This window comes from Nocardia harenae NBRC 108248, from assembly GCF_001612885.1.
GTDB classification, from domain to species: Bacteria; Actinomycetota; Actinomycetes; order Mycobacteriales; family Mycobacteriaceae; genus Nocardia; species Nocardia harenae.
Genome location: NZ_BDBH01000009.1, coordinates 223,379 through 240,871 on the forward strand (window position 1 = coordinate 223,379; position 17,493 = coordinate 240,871).

The window sequence follows — 17,493 nt, forward strand, 5'->3', positions numbered from 1 at the left end:
AGACCTCACATTCGGAAGACGCCGAAGCCACGGCGGCCGTTGACGGGGGCGGAATGGACGGCCGAGAGGGTCATGCCGAGCACGGCGCGGGTGTCGCGGGGATCGATGACGCCGTCGTCGTAGAGCCGCGCGGAGACGTAGAAGGAGTGCGATTCGTCGGTGATCTGCCGCTCGATCTCGGCAGTCCGCCTGGCGTCGGCCTCGGTGTCGAATTCGCGACCGGCCGCGTCCGCGGCCGCCCGCCCGACGATCGAGAGCACCCCGGCCAGCTGCTGGGCGCCCATCACCGCGAGCTTGGCGTTGACCCAGCTGAACATGAAGCGGGGGTCGAAGGCGCGCCCGGACATGCCGTAGTTCCCGGCGCCGAAGGAGCCGCCCATGTTGATCGTGATGTGCGGGACGGTGCTGTTGGTGACGGCGTTGATCATCTTGGCGCCGTCCTTGATGATCCCGCCCTGCTCGTAGTCGGTGCCGACCATGAAGCCGGTGACGTTCTGCAGGAAGATCAGCGGGGTGTCGGTCTGGTTGGCCAGCAGGATGAACTCGGTGGCCTTCTTGGACTCCTCGCTGAACAGCACACCCCGGGTATTGGCCAGGATGCCGACCGGGAAGCCGTGGATCGAGGCCCAGCCGGTGGCGATGCTGGTCCCCCACAGCGGCTTGTACTCGGAGAAGCGGGAGCCGTCGGCGATCCGCGCGATCACCTCGCGGGGATCGAAGGGCACCCGGGAATCCGCGGAGGCGATGCCGAGCAGTTCGGCGGGGTCGTAGCGGGGCTCCTCGACGTCGCGGGCGGGGCCGGGGCCGTGCTTGCGCCAGTTCAGGTGCGCGACGATGTCGCGCCCGATGCGGATGGCGTCGTGCTCGTCGACGGCGAAGTGATCGGCCAGCCCGGAGACCCGCGCGTGCATCTCGGCGCCGCCGAGCGCCTCGCCGTCGGCGTCCTCGCCGGTGGCCATCTTGACCAGCGGCGGGCCACCCAGGAAGACCTTCGCGGCCTTGTCCACCAGCACGGCGTGGTCGCACATGCCCGGCACGTAGGCGCCACCGGCGGTGGCATTGCCGAAGACCAGCGCGACGCTCGGGATGCCGAGCCCCGACAGCTCGGTGAGCTCGTGGAAGATGCGCCCGGCGTTGACGAACAGGTCGGCCTGGGTCGGCAGATCGGCGCCGCCGGACTCCACCAGGTACACCACCGGCAGCCGGTTGATCCTGGCGATCTCCAGTGCGCGCAGATTCTTGCGCAGCGTGTAGGGGTTCATCGTGCCGCCGCGCACCGTCGGATCGTGCGCGATCACCATGCACTCGACGCCGGAGATCACCCCGATGCCGGTCACGATCGCGGCGCCGACCTGGAACTCGGTGCCCCAGGCGGCCAGCGCGGACAACTCCAGGAACGGGGAGTCGCGATCGACGAGCAGCTCGATGCGCTCGCGGGCGAGGAGCTTGCCGCGGGCGCGGTGCCGCTCGGCGTAGCGCGCGCCGCCGCCCGCCGCGACCAGCGCGAGTTGCTCGTCGAGCGCGGCCACCGCGGCGGACTGGCCCTGATGGTTGTCGAGGTAGGTGGTCGAGGAGGTGTCGACCCGCGATTCGAGGACGGGCATCAGCCCCGCCTTTCGGGTGTGCTCGGGAACGATGACGGTGGCGTGTGGACGCAGTGCCGTGAGTTAGTGAATGGCCATACACTAACTCACGCGGAGCGCTCCGGGAAACCCCCGGGGACCGGGGAATTGGCGTTCGGCGAGCGGCCGAGCGCTCGATTGCCCCCGATGGGGAAGGGGGTGTCCGTCGAACGGGGGATCCCGATGGCCGTGCGGTACTCCTCGGCCAGTGCGGCGACCACCTCGGCGACCGGGGTGACCTCGGTGACGGCGCCGACGCCGTGGCCCGCGCTCCACGCGGTGCGGTTGCGCAGCAGCCGGTCCTGGGCGAAGCCGGTGGCTGCCGGGTCGTCGGCACCGGCGCGGTCCAGCCACGAGGCGAGCAGGCTCGCGGGAATGCCGCCGACCCGGTCCGACAGCCGCACCTCGTCCATCGAGGATTCGACGACGGCGCTGCGGTAGGCCGGGTCGGCGAGGCTCTCCGGCGTGGCGATGAATCGGGTGCCGAGGTGCACCAGGTCGGCGCCGAGGGTGAGCGCCGCCGCCATGGCCACTCCGTCGGTGATCCCGCCCGCGAGCACGATCGGGCCGTCGAAGCGGGCGCGGACCGCGCGGACGAACGCGAAGGGGTTCGCCCAGCCGGTCTGCCCGCCGGCCCCCGCGGTGAGCAGCACCAGGCCGTCGGCGCCCGCGGCGAGCGCGCGCTCGGCGTGCGCCAGATTCGCCACGTCGGCGAAGACCAGGCAACCGATGTCGTGCAGCGGCCCGACCACCGGCGCGGGTGACCCGACGCTGGTCACGACCAGTTCGACGCGATGCCGGAGGAGGCACGCCAGGTCGGCGGCGAGCCGGGCGTTGCTGCGGTGCACCACCAGGTTCGGGGCGACGGGGGCCGCGTCGAGCTCCGCCAGCGCGGCGGCGATCTCCGTCAGCCAGCCGTCCAGCTCCCGCTCGTCGGCGGCGTTGTGCGTGGGAAACGAGCCGATGACCCCGGCGGCAGCGGCGGCGGTGACGAGGCCGGGGCCGGAGACCGCCGTCATGGGGGCGGCGATGGCCGGGATGGTCAGCCGGTCGGTCAGGGCGGCGGGAAGCGGCACGATGCTCCTCTAGCGAATCTGATAGTGAACCACGAATCACTAAGCGTAGGCACTCTCGCGCACCGGCGGGGCGGGACGGCTTGACACGGTGATGTGGATCACTGCAAGGTGTGGTGAGTGAATCGCGCGGCACAACGGGCGGGCGGCTGTGCCGCTGAGGGGTAGCCCGGAGAAGGGCACTGTGGCAATGACGGCACCGGCCGGCAATCATCCATCGGGCGGCCTCGGGTCCGCGCACGACCGGACCGCTGGGGCACGGTTCGAGTCCGGCCTACTTCGCGGGCACCGGGATCCGGGGCCGCACCGGCTACCCGCGGCGTTCGCGCGGCTGCGAGCACTCGGCGACACCGCCGAGCTGCTGGCCGCGGTACCGGCCGAGCTCTGCGCGGCCGGCGGTTTCGACCGCGCGCTCATCGCCGAGGTGGACGGCTCGGCCTGGCGGCCGCTGCGCTGGCACCGCCCCGGCGCCGACGTCGCCGCCCCGCCGGGCATCGTCGTCGCGCTGGCCTCCCCGCTGCTGGAGGCGGAGGTGGTCCGCCGCAGGCTGCCCGCGCTCGTGACCGAGGCCGCAGGCGAGCCGCGCGCGCACCGTGCGCTGGTCCGGCTGGCCGGGACCAGGGAGTACGTGGTGGCGCCGATCGTCGCCGAGGAGACGGTGATCGCCCTGCTGCACGCCGACACCGCGGCGACCGGCCGCCCGCTCACCGTCGCCGACCGCGAAACGCTGCGCCGCTTCGCCGACACCGTGGGGGTGATCCACGAGCGCCTGGCGCTGGCCGAGCGCATCGACCGGCAGCGGGCGGAGTTCGAGGCGGCCGCCGCGGCGCTGGCGGAGGTGTTCACCGCGCACCCCTCGCGGGCGCTCCCCGGACCCGCGGTGCGGGGAGCCGTGGCGCTACCCGCGGGCCCGCTCGCCGCGCGCCGCGGTGCGGCGCCGGGAGCGCAGGGCGGTGCACCGCTCACCGACCGGGAGCGGGAGGTGATGGGGCTGCTGGTCGCGGGCGCCACCAACGCCCAGATCGCGGCGCGGCTCACCGTCGCCGAGAGCACGGTCAAATCCCATGTGAAGCACATTCTGCACAAGCTGGGCGCGCCCAACCGGGCAGGCGCGATCGCGCGCTACGTGCAGGCCACGAGGTACGAGCGGAGCGCGTGATGGTGGTATCGATCACCGCCGACCCCGCGGCAGGCGCGGCGACGGCCCGCGCCCGGACCGCCAAGCGGCGCGAGGACGAGCTGGCCGCCGTGCTCGCGCAGCTGCGCGCAGCGGTGCTCCGCGAATGCGGTGACGCCGTGCTCCCCGATCCCCGCACCGAGGGCGCCTGGCGCGCCGCGGAGACGGTCTCCGCCCTGATCCACCGCTGCCTGGCGGCGCTGCGCGATATCCCGGCGGGTCAGAAGCAGCGGGCCCAGCGGGTATGCGGCCTTGTTCTCCAGTTGCAGCGGCTGGCGCTCGACCTCTACCTGCACGACACCGCGCAGCGCAGCGGCAGGCTGGCCGACTGCGCCGCCGGGCTGAGCCGGCTTCGCTCGGTCCCCGACCCGGCCGCGCTGCTCGACTCCGCCTGCGGAGAGATCGTGCTGCGCTGCGGTTTCCAGCGGGTGGTGCTCTCCCGGGTGGGGGCGCGAAGCTGGAGCCCGTGGCTGTCGCACTTCGCCGCCGACACCGACGCGGGTTCCTGGATCTCGGAGTGGATCGGCCAGCAGATCCCACTCGAGCCGTACGCCCCGGAGGCGCGGATGCTGACCGACCGGCGGGCGTCGCTGGTCCAGGACACCGCCAGTGCCGGGGTGTACCGGCCGATCATCGTCGACGCCGGGCGTTCCCGCTCCTACGTGGTCGCCCCGGTGCTGCACGGGGACGAGGTGGTGGGGATGGTGCACGCGGACCACCACCCGTCGGCGCGTCGGGCCGACGAGACCGACCGGGACATCCTCTGGGCCTTCACCGACGGCTTCGGGCACCTCTACGAGCGCACCGTCCTGCTGGATCGGCTGCGCAGCCAGCGCGACCACGCGCGGGAACTGGTCGGCGCCGCGGTGCGCCGGATGGACGAGCTCTGCGAAACCGGCGCCGTGCTCGCCCGCGACAACGACCGGGAGGGCGCCGCTGGCACGGCGCCGGGGGCACATCCGGAATCCGGGCTGACCGTCCGGGAAGCCGAGGTGCTGCGGTTGATGGCCGAGGGCCGGACCAACCGCGCCATCGCCGATCGCCTGGTGATCACCGAGGGCACCGTGAAATCGCACGTCAAGCACATTCTGCGGAAACTGGGCGCGGTGAACCGGGCGCAGGCGATCGCCTGGTCGCTGGCGCGCGAATGACGGCGGTGGGCTCTGCCTGCGGCCGAGCCCACCGAACGATCAGCCCTGCGGGCGCGCCGACTGCAGCAGGAACTGCCCGATGTAGGTGCGCGACTGGTCGGCGTTGAGCGGCTGGAACATCGAGGCCGCCGAATCCCGGTAGAGGCGTTCGAAGATCGCGCCCTTCCGGAACGAGGAGCCGCCGACCATGCTCATCGCGTGCCTGGTCATGTACAGCACATTGTCGGCGATGAAGGTCTTCGCCAGCCCGATGTAGGGGAAGCGGAGCTCGACGGGCCAGTCGGCGTCCCGGCCGGAGATCACCTCTTCACAGGTGCGGTAGAGCACCCGGCGGCTGAGCTCGACGCGGGAGGCCAGTTCGCCGACGCCGTCGATGATGTGCCCGACCCCGGCGACCTCGGTGTCGGCGGCGACGATCGCGCCGAAGGTCGCGCCGAGGCGCTTCTTCGCCAGCGTCGCGACCGCCTCCTCCAGGACCCGCTGCTGCATCCCGAGGTAGATGCTCGCGAACATCAGCGACGCCCACTCGAGCACGCCGAAGGCGCCCGCGCGCCACTGACAGATGAAGCCGTCGGCGGGCACGTAGTAGCCGTCGAAGTGGATGGTATGAGTGCCGGTGGCGTGCATACCCAGTGCGTCCCAGGTCTTCTCGATCCGCAGGCCGTCGCCGTTGCCGTCGGCGTCGACGGTGAAGTCGCCGATGAAGAAGCTCTCCGCGGCGATCCGCGCCTCGAAGTCCTCGGGTAGATTGCCCTCGGCATCGGTGATGGTGGCGTTCGTGGTGATGATGTCGGCCGCCTCGCACAGCGTGCCCCAGGTCTTCTTGCCGTAGAGCCGCCAGCCGCCATCGCGCTGCGGCACCGCCTTCATGTCGGCCAGCCCGCTGAACCCGGCCCGCTGCTCGGAGAAGGGGCCGAACATCAGATCGCCGTCGGCGACCCGGCCCAGCCAGTACTTGTTCTGCTCCTCGCTCATCAGGCCGCCCGCGATGCCGACCATGATGTAGTGCATGTTGTAGGCGAGCGTGATCGCGGAATCGCCCCGCGACAGCTCGGTGATGACCTTCGAGGCGTGCAGCAGGCTGCCGCCGGCGCCGCCGAATTCCTTGGGTACGGGCAGCGCACCCAGCCCGGACTTCTTGAATGCCTCGATGGAGGGCACGGCGAAGGTGTTCTCGGCGTCGTAGCGCGGCCCGATTTCCCGGAAGAATTGCGATACCTCCTGCGCCGTGCGGAAGTAGGGCTCGAAATCCTCGTCGGTCAGGTCGTGTTTCAGCACGGTGGTCTCCTTTTGTTCGTAGCGGCGATAGCGAGTCTGGTCGGTGCGGGTCGCTCCGCGCGCCTCCCGAAAGAGGGATTCGCACCCGGCGAGGGGGATAAGGCCGGGTGCGGGGCACGGCCGCCCTCCCCCCTTCGAGCAGTGGTATTCCCCCGTCGGGAGGTCGTGTGCCCGGTCGGGGGAGCCCTACCGTGAAGACGTCGGCCCGGTGGGTCCACACCGGGATCGCCATTCGTTCGATCACGAAGGAGAGTGGCTGTGAGTCATTTCTTTGCCGTCAAGTGGCTGAAAGCATTCCGGGAGAGCCCCGAAGCGGTCGTCGCGCTCTACGCCGACGAATTCCTCTTCGAGGACCCCATTCTCGGGCAGCGGATCACCTCCAAGGAGGAGCTGCTGCGGGTCTTCGCGCCCTACGCCAACAAGGACCCCGAAAACGGCATCGGTATCAACAATTTCCGGATCGACGAGGTGATCGGCGACGAGCACTCGGCGGTCTACCGCTGGACCTGGGACGCCCCGACCGCCACCGCCTTCGTCGGCATCCCGGCAGGCGGCAAGGTGCCGGGCAGCCGCGGCCTGACCTTCCACGTCTACGACGCCGACGGCCGGATCACCAAGGAGGCCAGCCTCTGGGACGTGGCCACCGCGGTCGCCGAACTCGGCCAGCCGATCACCCCGCGCGCGGTCGCCACGCTGCCCGTGCCCGCCTGAAACCCGTACCGACGGAAGGGAACCAACGACGATGACCGACCATCAGACCCATGCCAGGCGCTGGGCCTCGGCGCTGATCACCGACACCAGCACCGTGCTCGACCTCTACGCCGACGACCTCGTCTTCGACGACCACCGCGACCGCGACCACGTGCTCGACACCGCCATCACCAAGGACGAGCTCGCGCCCCGGCTGGCCGTCTACAGCAACCGCGACCTCGGCAACGGCGCAGGCATCCACGAGTTCCGGGTGGACGAGAGCTACCCGCTCCCCGGCGTGAACGGCCTCCCCTCCGTGGTGATCCTCTGGAGCTGGACCGGCGAGGGGCTGGAGAGCTACCGCGGCGTCCCGGCCGGCGGCCGCATGCTCACCACCCGCGGCATCACCTGGCACCAGCTCGACTCGCTGGGCCGCATCACCCGCGAGGTGACCTACTGGAACGACACCCCCGTGCTGCAGGAGCTGGGCATCCCGATCGTCACCCCCGAGTACTGGGTGGAGGGCTTCGACCCCGCCACGCTCGCGGGCGCCTGACATGTGGGGCACGTTGCCGGACGTCCTGGACCGGGCCTGCACCTACTACGCGGGCAATACCGCGGTGATCGACGGCGACCGCTCGATCACCTACCGCGAGCTGGAGCAGTGGCGCAACCGGGTGGCCAACGGGCTGCGCTCGCTCGGAGTGGGCAAGGGCGAGCGGATCGGGCTGCTGCTCCCGAACAGCCTCGAGTTCATCCCGACCCAGCACGGGATCTGGGCGGCAGGCGGCGTGCTCGTCCAGATGCCCGCGCGCGCCGCCGCGGAGGGCTTCCGCAGCAATCTCGCGCAGACCGAAGCGACGACGCTGATCTACGACGCGCAGTTCGAGGACCGGGTCGCCGGGCTGCGCGAGCAGCTCCCGGCGCTGCGGCACGTGATCCGGGTCGGCGGGGACTCGCCGCTGCCCGACGGCGTGCTCGACTACGCGGAGCTCTTCGACGCGCAGCCCACCGACCGCCCCGAGGTCGGGCTGCGCGAAGACGACGAGGCGTACGTGCTGTTCACCTCCGGCAGCACCGGCGACCCCAAGGGCGTGGTGAATTCCCACTTCACCTGGGGCCACTACAGCATCACCGCGGGGCTGGAGATCGGTGACATCCGCTTCGGCGAGCGGTTCGCGCACGGCGCGCCGCTGACCCACTTCACCCAGATCTTCGTGCTGCCCACCTTCCTGCGCGGCGGCACCAACATCATGCTGCCCGGCCTCGACGTCGACGTGCTGCTCGCCGCGGTCCAGGAGCAGCAGGTCACCGCCACCGCCGTCGTCCCGACGATCGTGTACCTGCTGCTCGATCACCCGCACCGCGCCGAGTACGACCTGAGCTCGCTGCAGACGATGATCTACGCGGGCGCCCCGATCGCCCCCGAGCGGCTGCGCGAGGCGCTGAAGATCTTCGGGCCGATCTTCGTGCAGACCTACGCGGGCACCGAGCCGGGCTACGTCTCCTGTCTGCGCAAGAACGAGCACCGCCCGGACGACCCGGCCTGGGCCGGGCGGCTCGCCTCCGCGGGCAGGCCGATGTTCCAGGTACGGGTCTCGATCCAGGACGAGCAGGACCGCCCGCTGCCGATCGGCGAGGTGGGGGAGATCTGCTCCCGCCAGCTCGGCCAGATGCTCGGCTACCTCGACCGGTCCCGCGATGGCGAGGCGCTGCGCGACGGCTGGGTGCACACCGGCGATATCGGCCACCTCGACGCCGACGGATTCCTCTACCTCGTCGACCGGAAGAAGGACATGGTCGTCAGCGGCGGCTTCAATGTCTTCCCGCGCCAGGTCGAGGACGCGCTGGCGACCCACCCGGCCGTCGCGCAGTCGGCGGTTTTCGGTGTGCCGCACGAGAAGTGGGGCGAAGCCGTGCACGCGGTGGTGGTGCGCAAGCCGGGTGCGGAGGTCGCCGAGACCGCGCTCGTCGAGCATGTGAAGGCCGCGCTCGGCAGCGTGCCCGCCCCCAAGTCGATCACCTTCGCCGATGCGATCCCGGTCAACCCGGCGGGCAAGGCCGACAAGAAGGCGCTGCGCGCACCGTACTGGCAGGGCCGCGCCCGCCAGATCGGCTGACCCCCAACCCGTTCCGCTCAGGAGAACACCATGACCACCCCGCACTACTCGCTCTACATCGACGGCAAATGGGTCGATACCGGCGATGTCTACGAAATCCGCAGCCCGGCCACCGAGGAGCTGGTGGCCACCGTCGCCAGGGGCGGCGTCGCCGAGGCCGATCGGGCCGTGGCCGCCGCGCTCGCCGCGCACCACGACGGCCAGTGGCGCCGCACCTCCCCGCAGCAGCGCGCCGCGCTGCTGCACGACGTCGCGGGCAGGCTCGCCGCTCGCACCGACGAACTCGCGGTGCTGCAGTCCAGGGAGAACGGCGCCACCATCCGGATCACCGGCGCCCTGCACATCGGGCTCTCCGCCGCCCAGTTGCAGTACCTGGCCGCGCTGGCCGAGGACTACCCGTGGGAGACCGAGGGCCCGCAGATCGGCCCGGTACCCGCCGCCGCCGGGCTGGTTCGCCGCGAGCCGCTGGGTGTGGTCGCGGCGATCGTGCCGTGGAACATCCCGCTGCTCACCATCGTCTGGAAGATCGGCCCCGCGCTGGCCGCGGGTAACACCGTCGTACTCAAGCCCGACGAGCACGCCCCGCTGCTCGCCCTCGAGCTGGCGCGCGAATTCGAGGCCGCCGGGCTGCCGCCGGGGGTGCTCAATGTGATCACCGGCGACGGCGACCCGGTCGGCGCGCACCTGAGCGGCCACCCCGACGTGCGGAAGGTGGCGTTCACCGGCTCCACCGCGGTCGGCAAGAGCATCCTGCGCCAGTCCGCGGACACCGTGCGCCGGGTGACCCTCGAACTCGGCGGCAAGGGCGCCAACATCCTGCTCGACGACGCCGACCTCGACATCGCCATCGACGGCGCGCTCTTCGCGTGCATGGCCAACAACGGCCAGGCGTGCGAGGCGGGCACCCGGTTGCTGGTACCCGCGCAGCGCCACGACGAGGTGGTGCGCCGGCTGGTCGAGCGCGGCTCGACCCTGGTACTCGGCGATCCGCTGAGCCCGGGAACCCATGTGGGGCCGATCATCTCGGCCGAGCAGCGGGACCGCATCCTCGACTACTTCCGGATCGCGGCCGAGGAGGGCGCGGTCGCGGCGCTCGGCGGGCGCGCCCCGGAGGGGGACGGCTTCGACCGCGGCTTCTGGATCGAGCCCACCGTCTTCACCGGCGTCACCAACGACATGCGGATCGCCAGGGAGGAGGTGTTCGGCCCGGTGCTGACGGTGATCGGCTACGACACCGTCGAGGAGGCCGTCGCCATCGCCAACGACACCTCCTACGGCCTCTCGGCCGGGGTGTGGGGCGGCGAGGAGCAGGCGCTCGAGGTGGCCCGCAGGCTGGAGGCGGGCATGGTGTGGGTCAACGACTGGCACGTCATCCACCCGGCCTACCCGTTCGGCGGCTACAAGGAGAGCGGCCTCGGCCGCGAGGGCGGCCCGCACGCCCTCGACGAGTACACCGAGCAGAAGTTCGTCTCGCTCGACCGCTCCGGCGGGATCGCGAACCGGGCCTTCGCGATCGTCATCGACCCGGTCGGCTGATGATCGCCGCGCCGCCGGTGGCCCGGACGCCCCGGGTCGTGGTCGAGCTGCGGGCGGCCGGGGGAGCCCCCGGCCGCGTGGCACCCGACCTCGTCGAACTGACCGTCGCCGCGCGGCGCGAGATCGTCCCGGTCCGGGCGGCGGACGTCTCGGCGGTTCCGCGCGCGTGTGCCGCGGCGCGCGCGGAGGCGGCGGCGCGCGGGCCCGGCGTCAGCATCCTGGTCGAGCTGGCGGTACTGCTCGCCGCGGGCACCGGCGCGGCGCGGCAGCGGCTGGCCGAGCTGGAGCGCGCCGAGCGCTGGATCCCGCCCGGCCTCCGCTATCTCGGCACCCCGGCCGGGCTGGCCGGGCTGATCATCGACCTGCACCGAGCCGCGGGCGCCGACGGGGTGCTGCTGCGACCGATCTCGCCCGCCGCCGTCGGCGGCCCGCTCACCACGGGGACGGTGCCCGAGCTCGAACGGCTCGGCGTCCGGATCGCACCGGGCGCCGTGCGGCGGTTGTGCCCGCCCGCGCCGCCGCTCACCGTCCCCGCACCCTGGAAGGAGCAACCATGTCCCACACCACCGTGAAGGCGGAGGACTACCGCGCCGCCATGCGCAGGCACGCCGCGGGGGTCACCATCGTGACGCTGGATTCACCCCGCGGCCCGGTCGGCTTCACCGCGACCTCGTTCGCGTCGCTGTCGCTGCAACCGCCGCTGGTCAGCTTCAACATCACCTGCACCTCGTCCAGCATCGACGCGCTGCGCGGCGCGGAGTCGGTGGTGGTGCACCTGCTCGGCGCCCACCAGCGGGAGCTGGCGGGCCGCTTCGCGGGCAGCGCCGATCAGCGATTCGCCGACGCCGCGGGCTGGTGCCGGCTCGCCACCGGCGAGCCGGTGCTGCACGACACCCCGATCTGGCTGCGGGGCGCGGTGGAGCGGCTGATCCCGGCCGGTGATTCGGTGCTGGCGATCGTGCACGTGATCGAACTGCACGGCGTCGAGAGCGAGGCGGTGGCGCCGCTGCTGTACCACGGCGGGCGCTGGTCGGCCGCGGTCGCGCTCACCGAGTGACGTGCCCGGGCAGCCCGAGCACTGCCCTGGCCGCGGCGGTGAGCAGCTCGCGGAGCCTGCCGCCGGGAAGCCCGCTGTTGTGGAACAGGGTCGACTGGATCGCGCCGATCGCCGCGTGCACCAGCGCCCGCGCGTCGGCGTCGGTGAGGTCGGTGCGCAGCTCGTCGAGCACGTGCACCCACTCCTCGACGTACATGCGCTGCTTGCGGCGCAGGCGGCGCTGGTCGGCGGCGGGCAGGTTGTGGATCTCGTTGTGGTAGACCTGCGCGAGCTCGCGCTGCGCCACCACGAACTCCACCTGACCGGCGATGAGCTGGTCGAGCATCCCGCCGAGCTCCCCGACGGCCTCCACGATCTGCTCCTCGTCGCGCAGCAGCTCGTCGATGGCGTGGTCGAAGAGCGCGACCAGCACCGCCGACTTGCTAGGGAAGTGCCGATAGATCCCGGAGCCGGTGATCCCGGCCGCGCCGCCGATGTCGGCCATCGACACCGCGTGGAAGCCATTGCGCGCCACCAGGTCCGCGGCGGCGCCGAGGATCTTCGACTTGCGCTCAGGATCCCGCACCCGGGCGGGCGCCGCGGTGCTCCGCTGCTCGCTGATGATCGGCCTCCTGACCAGCTGGGAACAGTTAGTTATTCATGATTCACCAACGCGAAAGTGTATCGGACGGGAGCGCGCGATGCGGGTCGACGGCAATATCGGCGGCACGGTGGACGGGACCGGCGGCGCCGAACTCGCGGAGCTCGATGCCCAGGTCGACGCGGCCGAGCGGGCCGGCTTCGACGGCGTGTGGAGCACCGAGGTCGGCCGCGACCCGTTCCTGCCGCTGGCGCTCGCCGCCCGCCGCAATCCCCGCCTGCAGCTGGGCACCGCCGTCGCCGTCGCCTTCGCGCGCAACCCGATGACCGTCGCCGCGACCGCCAACGACCTGCACCACCTGAGCGGCGGGCGGTTCACGCTCGGCCTGGGCTCGCAGGTGCGGGCGCACATCACCCGGCGCTTCGGCATGCCGTGGTCCAGCCCCGCCGAGCGGATGCGGGAGTTCGTGGCCGCGGTCCGCGCGATCTGGGCGAGCTGGGCCACTGGAACCACGCTGAACTTCCGCGGCGACTTCTACGAGCACACCCTGATGACCCCGATGTTCACCCCGCCGCCCAACCCGTGGGGGACACCGCCCATCCTGGTGGCCGCGGTGGGGGCGCGCATGACCGCGGCCGCGGCCGAATCCGCCGACGGGCTGATCGTGCACGGCTTCACCTCGCAGCGCTACCTGACCGAGGTCACCACCGCAACGGTCGCACGCGGGCTGGCCGGCTCCGGGCGCGAGCGCGGTGATTTCACCGTGACCTACCCGGGGCTGGTGGCGACCGGCGACGACGAGCGCTCCTTCGCCGCGGCCCGCACCGCCGTGCGGGAACAGATCGCCTTCTACGCGGCCACCCCCGCCTACCGCGGCGTCCTCGACCTGCACGGCTGGGGCGACCTGCACGCCGAACTGCGCCGGCTCGCCGGGCTGGGGCGCTGGAGCGCCATGACCGACATCATCGACGACACCGTGCTCGGCACCTTCGCCGTCGTCGGCGAGCCCGCGGCGGCCGGCGCCGAGATCGCGCGCCGATTCGGCGGTCTTGTCGACCGCTTCACCCTCTACACCCCGTATCCGATCAGCGACGCCGCCCGGCGCGACGTCATCACCGCGGTGCGCGGCGCCGGGTGATCGAGGAGAACACCATGGATTTCACCGAACCGGCCGAGCACACCGCGCTGCGCGCGGCGGTCGCGGGCATCGCCGGGACGTTCGGCGGCGACTACTACGCCGCGAAGGCCGAGGCCAGGGAGCCCACCACCGAACTGTGGCAGGCGCTCGGCCGCGGCGGCTACATCGGCATCAACCTGCCCGAGGAGCACGGTGGTGGCGGCGCCGGTCTGGCGGAGCTGGCGATCGTCTGCGAAGAGGTCGCCGGGGCGGGCTGCCCCCTGCTGCTGTTGCTGGTGTCGAGTGCGATATCCGGGGAGGTGATCGCCCGGTTCGGCTCCGACGCCCAGCGCAAGACCTGGTTGCCCGGGCTGGCGAGTGGCGAGAGCAAGATCGTCTTCGCCATCACCGAGCCGGACGCCGGCTCCAACACCCATCGGCTCGCCACCACCGCCACCCGCTCCGGTGACGATTTCGTGCTCCGCGGGCAGAAGTACTACATCTCCGGGGTCGACGAAGCCGACGCGGTGCTGGTCGTCGCCCGGACCGGAACGACCGCCACCGGCGCGGCCGAGCTCTCGCTGTTCCTGGTCGACGCCGACGCCCCCGGGCTGGTCGCGCAGCGGCTCCCGGTTTCGGTGTTGCTGCCGGAGAAGCAGTTCACCGTCTTCTTCGACGAGGTCCGCGTGCCGCGCGATCGGCTCGTCGGCGTCCTCGGTGACGGCTTCCAGCAGGCGTTCCACGGGCTCAATCCGGAGCGCATCACCGGGGCGGCGCTGTGCGTCGGGGCCGGGCGTTACGCGCTGCGCAAAGGCGCCGAGTACGCGCGCTCGCGGACCGTGTGGAAGGCCCCGATCGGCGCGCACCAGGGCGTCGCACACGCACTGGCCGAGGCGAAGATCGCGCTCGAGCAGGCCGCCCTGCTCACGGCGAAGGCCGCGTGGCTGCACGACCGGCGGCTGGCCGCGGGGGAGGCGGCGAACATGGCGAAGTACGCGGCCGCCGAGGCGGGGCTGGCGGCGGTGGACGCCGCGATCCAGACCCACGGTGGCAACGGTGTCTCGACCGAGTACGGCTTGATCCCGCTGTGGGGGCTGGTGCGGCTGCTGCGAATCGCCCCGGTGAACCGGGAGATGATCCTGAATTATGTGGCAGGCCACTCCCTCGGGCTGCCGCGGTCGTACTGAGCCGAGCGCGCAGCGCAGGCCACCGCCGGGGCCGAGAACGTGGTCCGGTTCGACCGTTCCGCGGACAACCGGCCTTGGGTCGAGGGTGGTGGATGCCCGGCGGAGTCGGAGGTCGGGCCCTGGTAGGCGCCCCGGCAGCGGCCGGATTTTGTCGAACCGGGAGCCATTCCCCCTGCTGGGGGCTCGACACTATGTGGACGATCACAGGTTGATTCTGTGCGCCATTCGACCTACCTGGGACTTTCCATACCCTTTGGTCCATCTTTACTATTGAGGCGACCCTCAGCGTTACGGTCACGTACACAAAGGGCGCCGCGCCACCGCGCGGCGCGTTCGATGCCGCACATGTTCCGCCGATGAACCGGGCCCATGGCCTGGCGAAGGAGAAATATGTTCACCGACACCGACGTCGCCCCGCCGCTCTCGCCCGACGGCGAAAAATGGTGAAGCGCAAGAGTTTCAGAATCGTGGCGTAGCAATCCGCCCGGCAGCGGATCTCTCAGGTTTTGCTAAGTCATCACCAATACCCTTGCTTTCATCACACCCCGGCCCGTTGCAGCGCCGGGGCATCGCTCCACCGCGACTGCCGGTTCGCGGTCTGTGCTCCCTGTCGGACATCGTGATCGTCAACCGACCCCGGCTCGCGCCGGGTCGGGCGAAGGAGAAGACATGGCAATCGAGAACGATCTGGCTCCACCCGGCCGCCCCGCGCTCCGCGAACGCATGAATTCCGTTCTGCGCCACGACGTTCCCGCCTCCATCGTGGTGTTCCTGGTCGCCCTCCCGCTCTCGCTGGGCATCGCGGTCGCCTCCGGCGCGCCGGTGGAGGCCGGGCTCATCGCCGCGGTGATCGGCGGCATCGTCGCCGGCTTCCTCGGCGGGTCGGTGCTGCAGGTCAGCGGCCCCGCGGCCGGGCTGACCGTGGTGGTCGCCGAGTCGATCAACCAATTCGGCTGGCGCACCACCTGTTTCATCGGGGTGGCGGCCGGTGTGCTGCAGATCGTCTTCGGGCTGAGCCGGGTGGCGCGGGCCGCGCTGGCGGTGGCGCCGGTGGTGGTGCACGCCATGCTCGCCGGAATCGGCCTGACCATCGCGCTACAGCAGGTGCACGTGCTGCTCGGCGGCGAATCGCAGAGCAGCGCCTGGCGCAACATCACCGAGCTGCCCGCGCAGATCGGCTCGCTGGACGCCTGGGACGCGGGCATCGGGCTGGTCGTCGTCGCGATCATGCTCGGCTGGCGCTGGGTGCCGAAGCGGCTAGCCGCGGTGCCGGGGCCGCTGGTCGCGGTCGTGGCCGCCACCGTGCTCTCGCTGGTGCTGCCCGCCGACGTCGAGCGCATCGTGCTGAACGGCTCGCTCTTCGACGCCATCGCGCTGCCGCAGATTCCGGACGGCGGCTGGGCGGCGGTCGCGCTCATGGTGCTCACCATCGCGCTGATCGCCAGCGTGGAGAGCCTGCTCTCGGCGGTCGCCATCGACAAGATGCACGACGGCAGGCGTACCGACTTCGACCGCGAGCTGATCGGCCAGGGCTCGGCGAACGTGCTCTCCGGCCTGGCAGGCGGGCTGCCGGTGACCGGCGTGATCGTGCGCAGCGCGACCAATGTCGCGGCCGGGGCGCGCAGCAAGGCCTCGGCGATCCTGCACGGCGTCTGGCTGCTGGTCTTCTCGGTGGTGCTGGCCTCGCTGGTCGAGCAGATCCCGCTGGCCGCGCTGGCCGGGCTGCTCATCGTGATCGGCATCCAGCTGGTCAAGCTGGCGCACATCAAGCTCGCCAAGCGCACCGGCGACCTGCTCGTCTACACCTCGACCATCCTCGGCGTCGTCTTCCTGAACCTGCTGGAGGGGGTGCTGATCGGGCTCGCGCTCGCCTTCGCGCTGCTGCTCTGGCGGGTGGTCCGGATCCACGTGCACGCCCAGCAGGCGCCCGGCTCCGAGCAGTGGGTGGTGCGGATCGACGGCTCCTGCACCTTCCTCGCGCTGCCCCGGCTCACCGGTGAGCTGCACAAGGTGCCCGCGGGCGCCGACGTCACGGTGGAGATGACCGTCGACTTCCTCGACCACGCCGCCTACGAGGCGCTGGAGGAGTGGGTGCGCCAGCAGGAGAACGGCGGCGGCTCGGTGCACTTCGTCGAGATCGGCAGCGCGCGGATGGCCGACGCCACCGCGGGGCCGCCCGCGCGCGGCCTCGGCCGCGCCGTCTGGGACGACATCCTCGGTCCGTGGCGGCACGAGGAGGCGCCGGAGGACAAGGTGACCGCGGGCGTCGCGGCCTACCACCGCGGCCACGCGCACGTCGTGCGGCCGCACCTGGACGAGCTGCGCGACCGGCAGGACCCGGACTCCTTCTTCCTCACCTGCGCCGACTCCCGGATCGTGCCGAACGTGATCACCAGCAGCGGCCCCGGCGACCTGTTCACCGTGCGCAACGTCGGCAACCTCGTCCCGGTCTCGGGCGACCCGTCGGTGGAGGCGGCGCTGCTCTTCGCGCTGGAGGAACTGGACGTGCGCAGCGTCGTCGTCTGCGGCCACTCCTCCTGCGGGGCCATGAAGGCGCTGCACTCCGGCGCGCAGGCCGGGCCGGAGATCGGTGCCTGGCTGGCGCACGCCGCGCCCAGCCTGGAGCGGTTCCGGCTCGGCCACCCGGTCGCGCTGGCCGCCCGCGCCGCGGGCTTCGGCGAGGTCGACCAGCTGAGCATGGTGAACGTGGCCGTGCAGCTGGAGACGCTGCGCGCGCACCCGGCGGTGCTGGCCCGCGGCGCGACGGTGACCGGGCTCTTCTTCGACATCGCCAGCGCGCGGGTGGTCGAGGTGACCGAGGACGGGATCGCGCGGATCGACGAGAGCGGCGAGCGCCGCACGCTCGAACCGGCCTAGGGGTCGCGGCCCGGCGTCCGAGCCGCCC

The 17,493-nt window shown here is 71.8% G+C and carries 15 protein-coding genes; 11 read left to right on the forward strand and 4 right to left on the reverse strand.

The annotated features are described in order from the left end of the window. Window positions 1-5: 5 nt before the first annotated feature. The gene (locus NH2_RS20405) at window positions 6-1,607 is read right to left on the reverse strand and encodes an acyl-CoA carboxylase subunit beta (RefSeq protein WP_439951771.1); all 1,602 of its coding nucleotides are present in this window, start codon (window positions 1,605-1,607) and stop codon (window positions 6-8) included. Window positions 1,608-1,690: 83 nt separating this feature from the next. Continuing rightward, window positions 1,691-2,698, reverse strand: a complete 1,008-nt coding sequence (locus tag NH2_RS20410) for an NAD(P)H-dependent flavin oxidoreductase (protein ID WP_245650680.1) — start codon at window positions 2,696-2,698, stop codon at window positions 1,691-1,693. Window positions 2,699-2,885: 187 nt separating this feature from the next. Here NH2_RS20410 and NH2_RS20415 point away from each other — a divergent pair, with 187 nt between their 5' ends. Beyond that, window positions 2,886-3,854 carry a LuxR C-terminal-related transcriptional regulator gene (locus tag NH2_RS20415; protein ID WP_067656594.1) on the forward strand — a complete coding sequence of 323 codons (969 nt, stop codon included), beginning with the start codon at window positions 2,886-2,888 and terminating at the stop codon, window positions 3,852-3,854. Next, complete coding sequence (locus NH2_RS20420; RefSeq protein ID WP_067656597.1) at window positions 3,854-5,023, forward strand: helix-turn-helix transcriptional regulator; 1,170 nt, start codon at window positions 3,854-3,856, stop codon at window positions 5,021-5,023. Before NH2_RS20415 ends, NH2_RS20420 begins: the two co-directional genes overlap by 1 nt. 39 nt (window positions 5,024-5,062) lie before the next feature. On the opposite strand, the gene NH2_RS20425 is transcribed toward NH2_RS20420, so the two are convergent. Further along, the gene (locus tag NH2_RS20425; RefSeq protein WP_067656600.1) at window positions 5,063-6,301 is read right to left on the reverse strand and encodes an acyl-CoA dehydrogenase family protein; all 1,239 of its coding nucleotides are present in this window, start codon (window positions 6,299-6,301) and stop codon (window positions 5,063-5,065) included. 258 nt (window positions 6,302-6,559) lie between these two features. On the opposite strand from NH2_RS20425, the gene NH2_RS20430 reads away from it, so the two are divergent. The 6 genes from NH2_RS20430 to NH2_RS20455 are packed head-to-tail and all read left to right on the forward strand — an operon-like array spanning window position 6,560 to window position 11,704. After that, window positions 6,560-7,012: a ketosteroid isomerase-related protein gene (locus NH2_RS20430; RefSeq protein ID WP_067656603.1), complete on the forward strand. Its 453-nt coding sequence runs from the start codon at window positions 6,560-6,562 to the stop codon at window positions 7,010-7,012. Window positions 7,013-7,043: 31 nt separating this feature from the next. Beyond that, window positions 7,044-7,547, forward strand: coding sequence for a ketosteroid isomerase-related protein (locus NH2_RS20435; protein WP_067656606.1), 504 nt, complete (start codon window positions 7,044-7,046; stop codon window positions 7,545-7,547). A 1-nt stretch (window position 7,548) separates the two neighbouring features. Continuing rightward, window positions 7,549-9,111, forward strand: a complete 1,563-nt coding sequence (locus NH2_RS20440; RefSeq protein WP_067656609.1) for an AMP-binding protein — start codon at window positions 7,549-7,551, stop codon at window positions 9,109-9,111. A 30-nt stretch (window positions 9,112-9,141) separates the two neighbouring features. Next, on the forward strand, window positions 9,142-10,647 hold the full coding sequence (locus tag NH2_RS20445) for an aldehyde dehydrogenase family protein (protein ID WP_067656612.1): 1,506 nt from the start codon (window positions 9,142-9,144) through the stop codon (window positions 10,645-10,647). Further along, a complete protein-coding gene (locus NH2_RS20450; RefSeq protein WP_067656615.1) occupies window positions 10,647-11,219 on the forward strand; it encodes a hypothetical protein in 573 nt (190 codons plus the stop codon). Before NH2_RS20445 ends, NH2_RS20450 begins: the two co-directional genes overlap by 1 nt. Further along, window positions 11,201-11,704 (forward strand): flavin reductase family protein, encoded by a 504-nt coding sequence (locus NH2_RS20455; protein ID WP_067656618.1) that lies wholly within the window; start codon window positions 11,201-11,203, stop codon window positions 11,702-11,704. Before NH2_RS20450 ends, NH2_RS20455 begins: the two co-directional genes overlap by 19 nt. Here the strand turns inward: NH2_RS20455 and NH2_RS20460 are convergent. Continuing rightward, window positions 11,694-12,269: a TetR/AcrR family transcriptional regulator gene (locus NH2_RS20460; protein ID WP_245650681.1), complete on the reverse strand. Its 576-nt coding sequence runs from the start codon at window positions 12,267-12,269 to the stop codon at window positions 11,694-11,696. The genes NH2_RS20455 and NH2_RS20460 overlap by 11 nt on opposite strands. A gap of 115 nt (window positions 12,270-12,384) precedes the next feature. On the opposite strand from NH2_RS20460, the gene NH2_RS20465 reads away from it, so the two are divergent. The 3 genes from NH2_RS20465 to NH2_RS20475 all read left to right on the forward strand — a co-directional run bounded on the left by NH2_RS20465 (window position 12,385) and on the right by NH2_RS20475 (window position 17,465). Continuing rightward, the gene (locus NH2_RS20465) at window positions 12,385-13,422 is read left to right on the forward strand and encodes a TIGR03617 family F420-dependent LLM class oxidoreductase (protein ID WP_067656624.1); all 1,038 of its coding nucleotides are present in this window, start codon (window positions 12,385-12,387) and stop codon (window positions 13,420-13,422) included. Between the two features lie 14 nt (window positions 13,423-13,436). Continuing rightward, complete coding sequence (locus NH2_RS20470) at window positions 13,437-14,588, forward strand: acyl-CoA dehydrogenase family protein (RefSeq protein WP_067656841.1); 1,152 nt, start codon at window positions 13,437-13,439, stop codon at window positions 14,586-14,588. 669 nt (window positions 14,589-15,257) lie between these two features. Then, window positions 15,258-17,465: a solute carrier family 23 protein gene (locus tag NH2_RS20475; RefSeq protein ID WP_067656627.1), complete on the forward strand. Its 2,208-nt coding sequence runs from the start codon at window positions 15,258-15,260 to the stop codon at window positions 17,463-17,465. Window positions 17,466-17,493: the final 28 nt, after the last annotated feature.

What these genes read in the sequence shown, in the direction of transcription:
- NH2_RS20415 (WP_067656594.1), top strand. Translation starts at nt 2,886, where the DNA reads ATGACGGCACCGGCCGGCAATCATCCATCGGGCGGCCTCGGGTCCGCG.
- NH2_RS20420 (WP_067656597.1), top strand. Translation starts at nt 3,854, where the DNA reads ATGGTGGTATCGATCACCGCCGACCCCGCGGCAGGCGCGGCGACGGCC.
- NH2_RS20435 (WP_067656606.1), top strand. Translation starts at nt 7,044, where the DNA reads ATGACCGACCATCAGACCCATGCCAGGCGCTGGGCCTCGGCGCTGATC.
- NH2_RS20440 (WP_067656609.1), top strand. Translation starts at nt 7,549, where the DNA reads ATGTGGGGCACGTTGCCGGACGTCCTGGACCGGGCCTGCACCTACTAC.
- NH2_RS20445 (WP_067656612.1), top strand. Translation starts at nt 9,142, where the DNA reads ATGACCACCCCGCACTACTCGCTCTACATCGACGGCAAATGGGTCGAT.
- NH2_RS20450 (WP_067656615.1), top strand. Translation starts at nt 10,647, where the DNA reads ATGATCGCCGCGCCGCCGGTGGCCCGGACGCCCCGGGTCGTGGTCGAG.
- NH2_RS20455 (WP_067656618.1), top strand. Translation starts at nt 11,201, where the DNA reads ATGTCCCACACCACCGTGAAGGCGGAGGACTACCGCGCCGCCATGCGC.
- NH2_RS20465 (WP_067656624.1), top strand. Translation starts at nt 12,385, where the DNA reads ATGCGGGTCGACGGCAATATCGGCGGCACGGTGGACGGGACCGGCGGC.
- NH2_RS20470 (WP_067656841.1), top strand. Translation starts at nt 13,437, where the DNA reads ATGGATTTCACCGAACCGGCCGAGCACACCGCGCTGCGCGCGGCGGTC.
- NH2_RS20475 (WP_067656627.1), top strand. Translation starts at nt 15,258, where the DNA reads ATGGCAATCGAGAACGATCTGGCTCCACCCGGCCGCCCCGCGCTCCGC.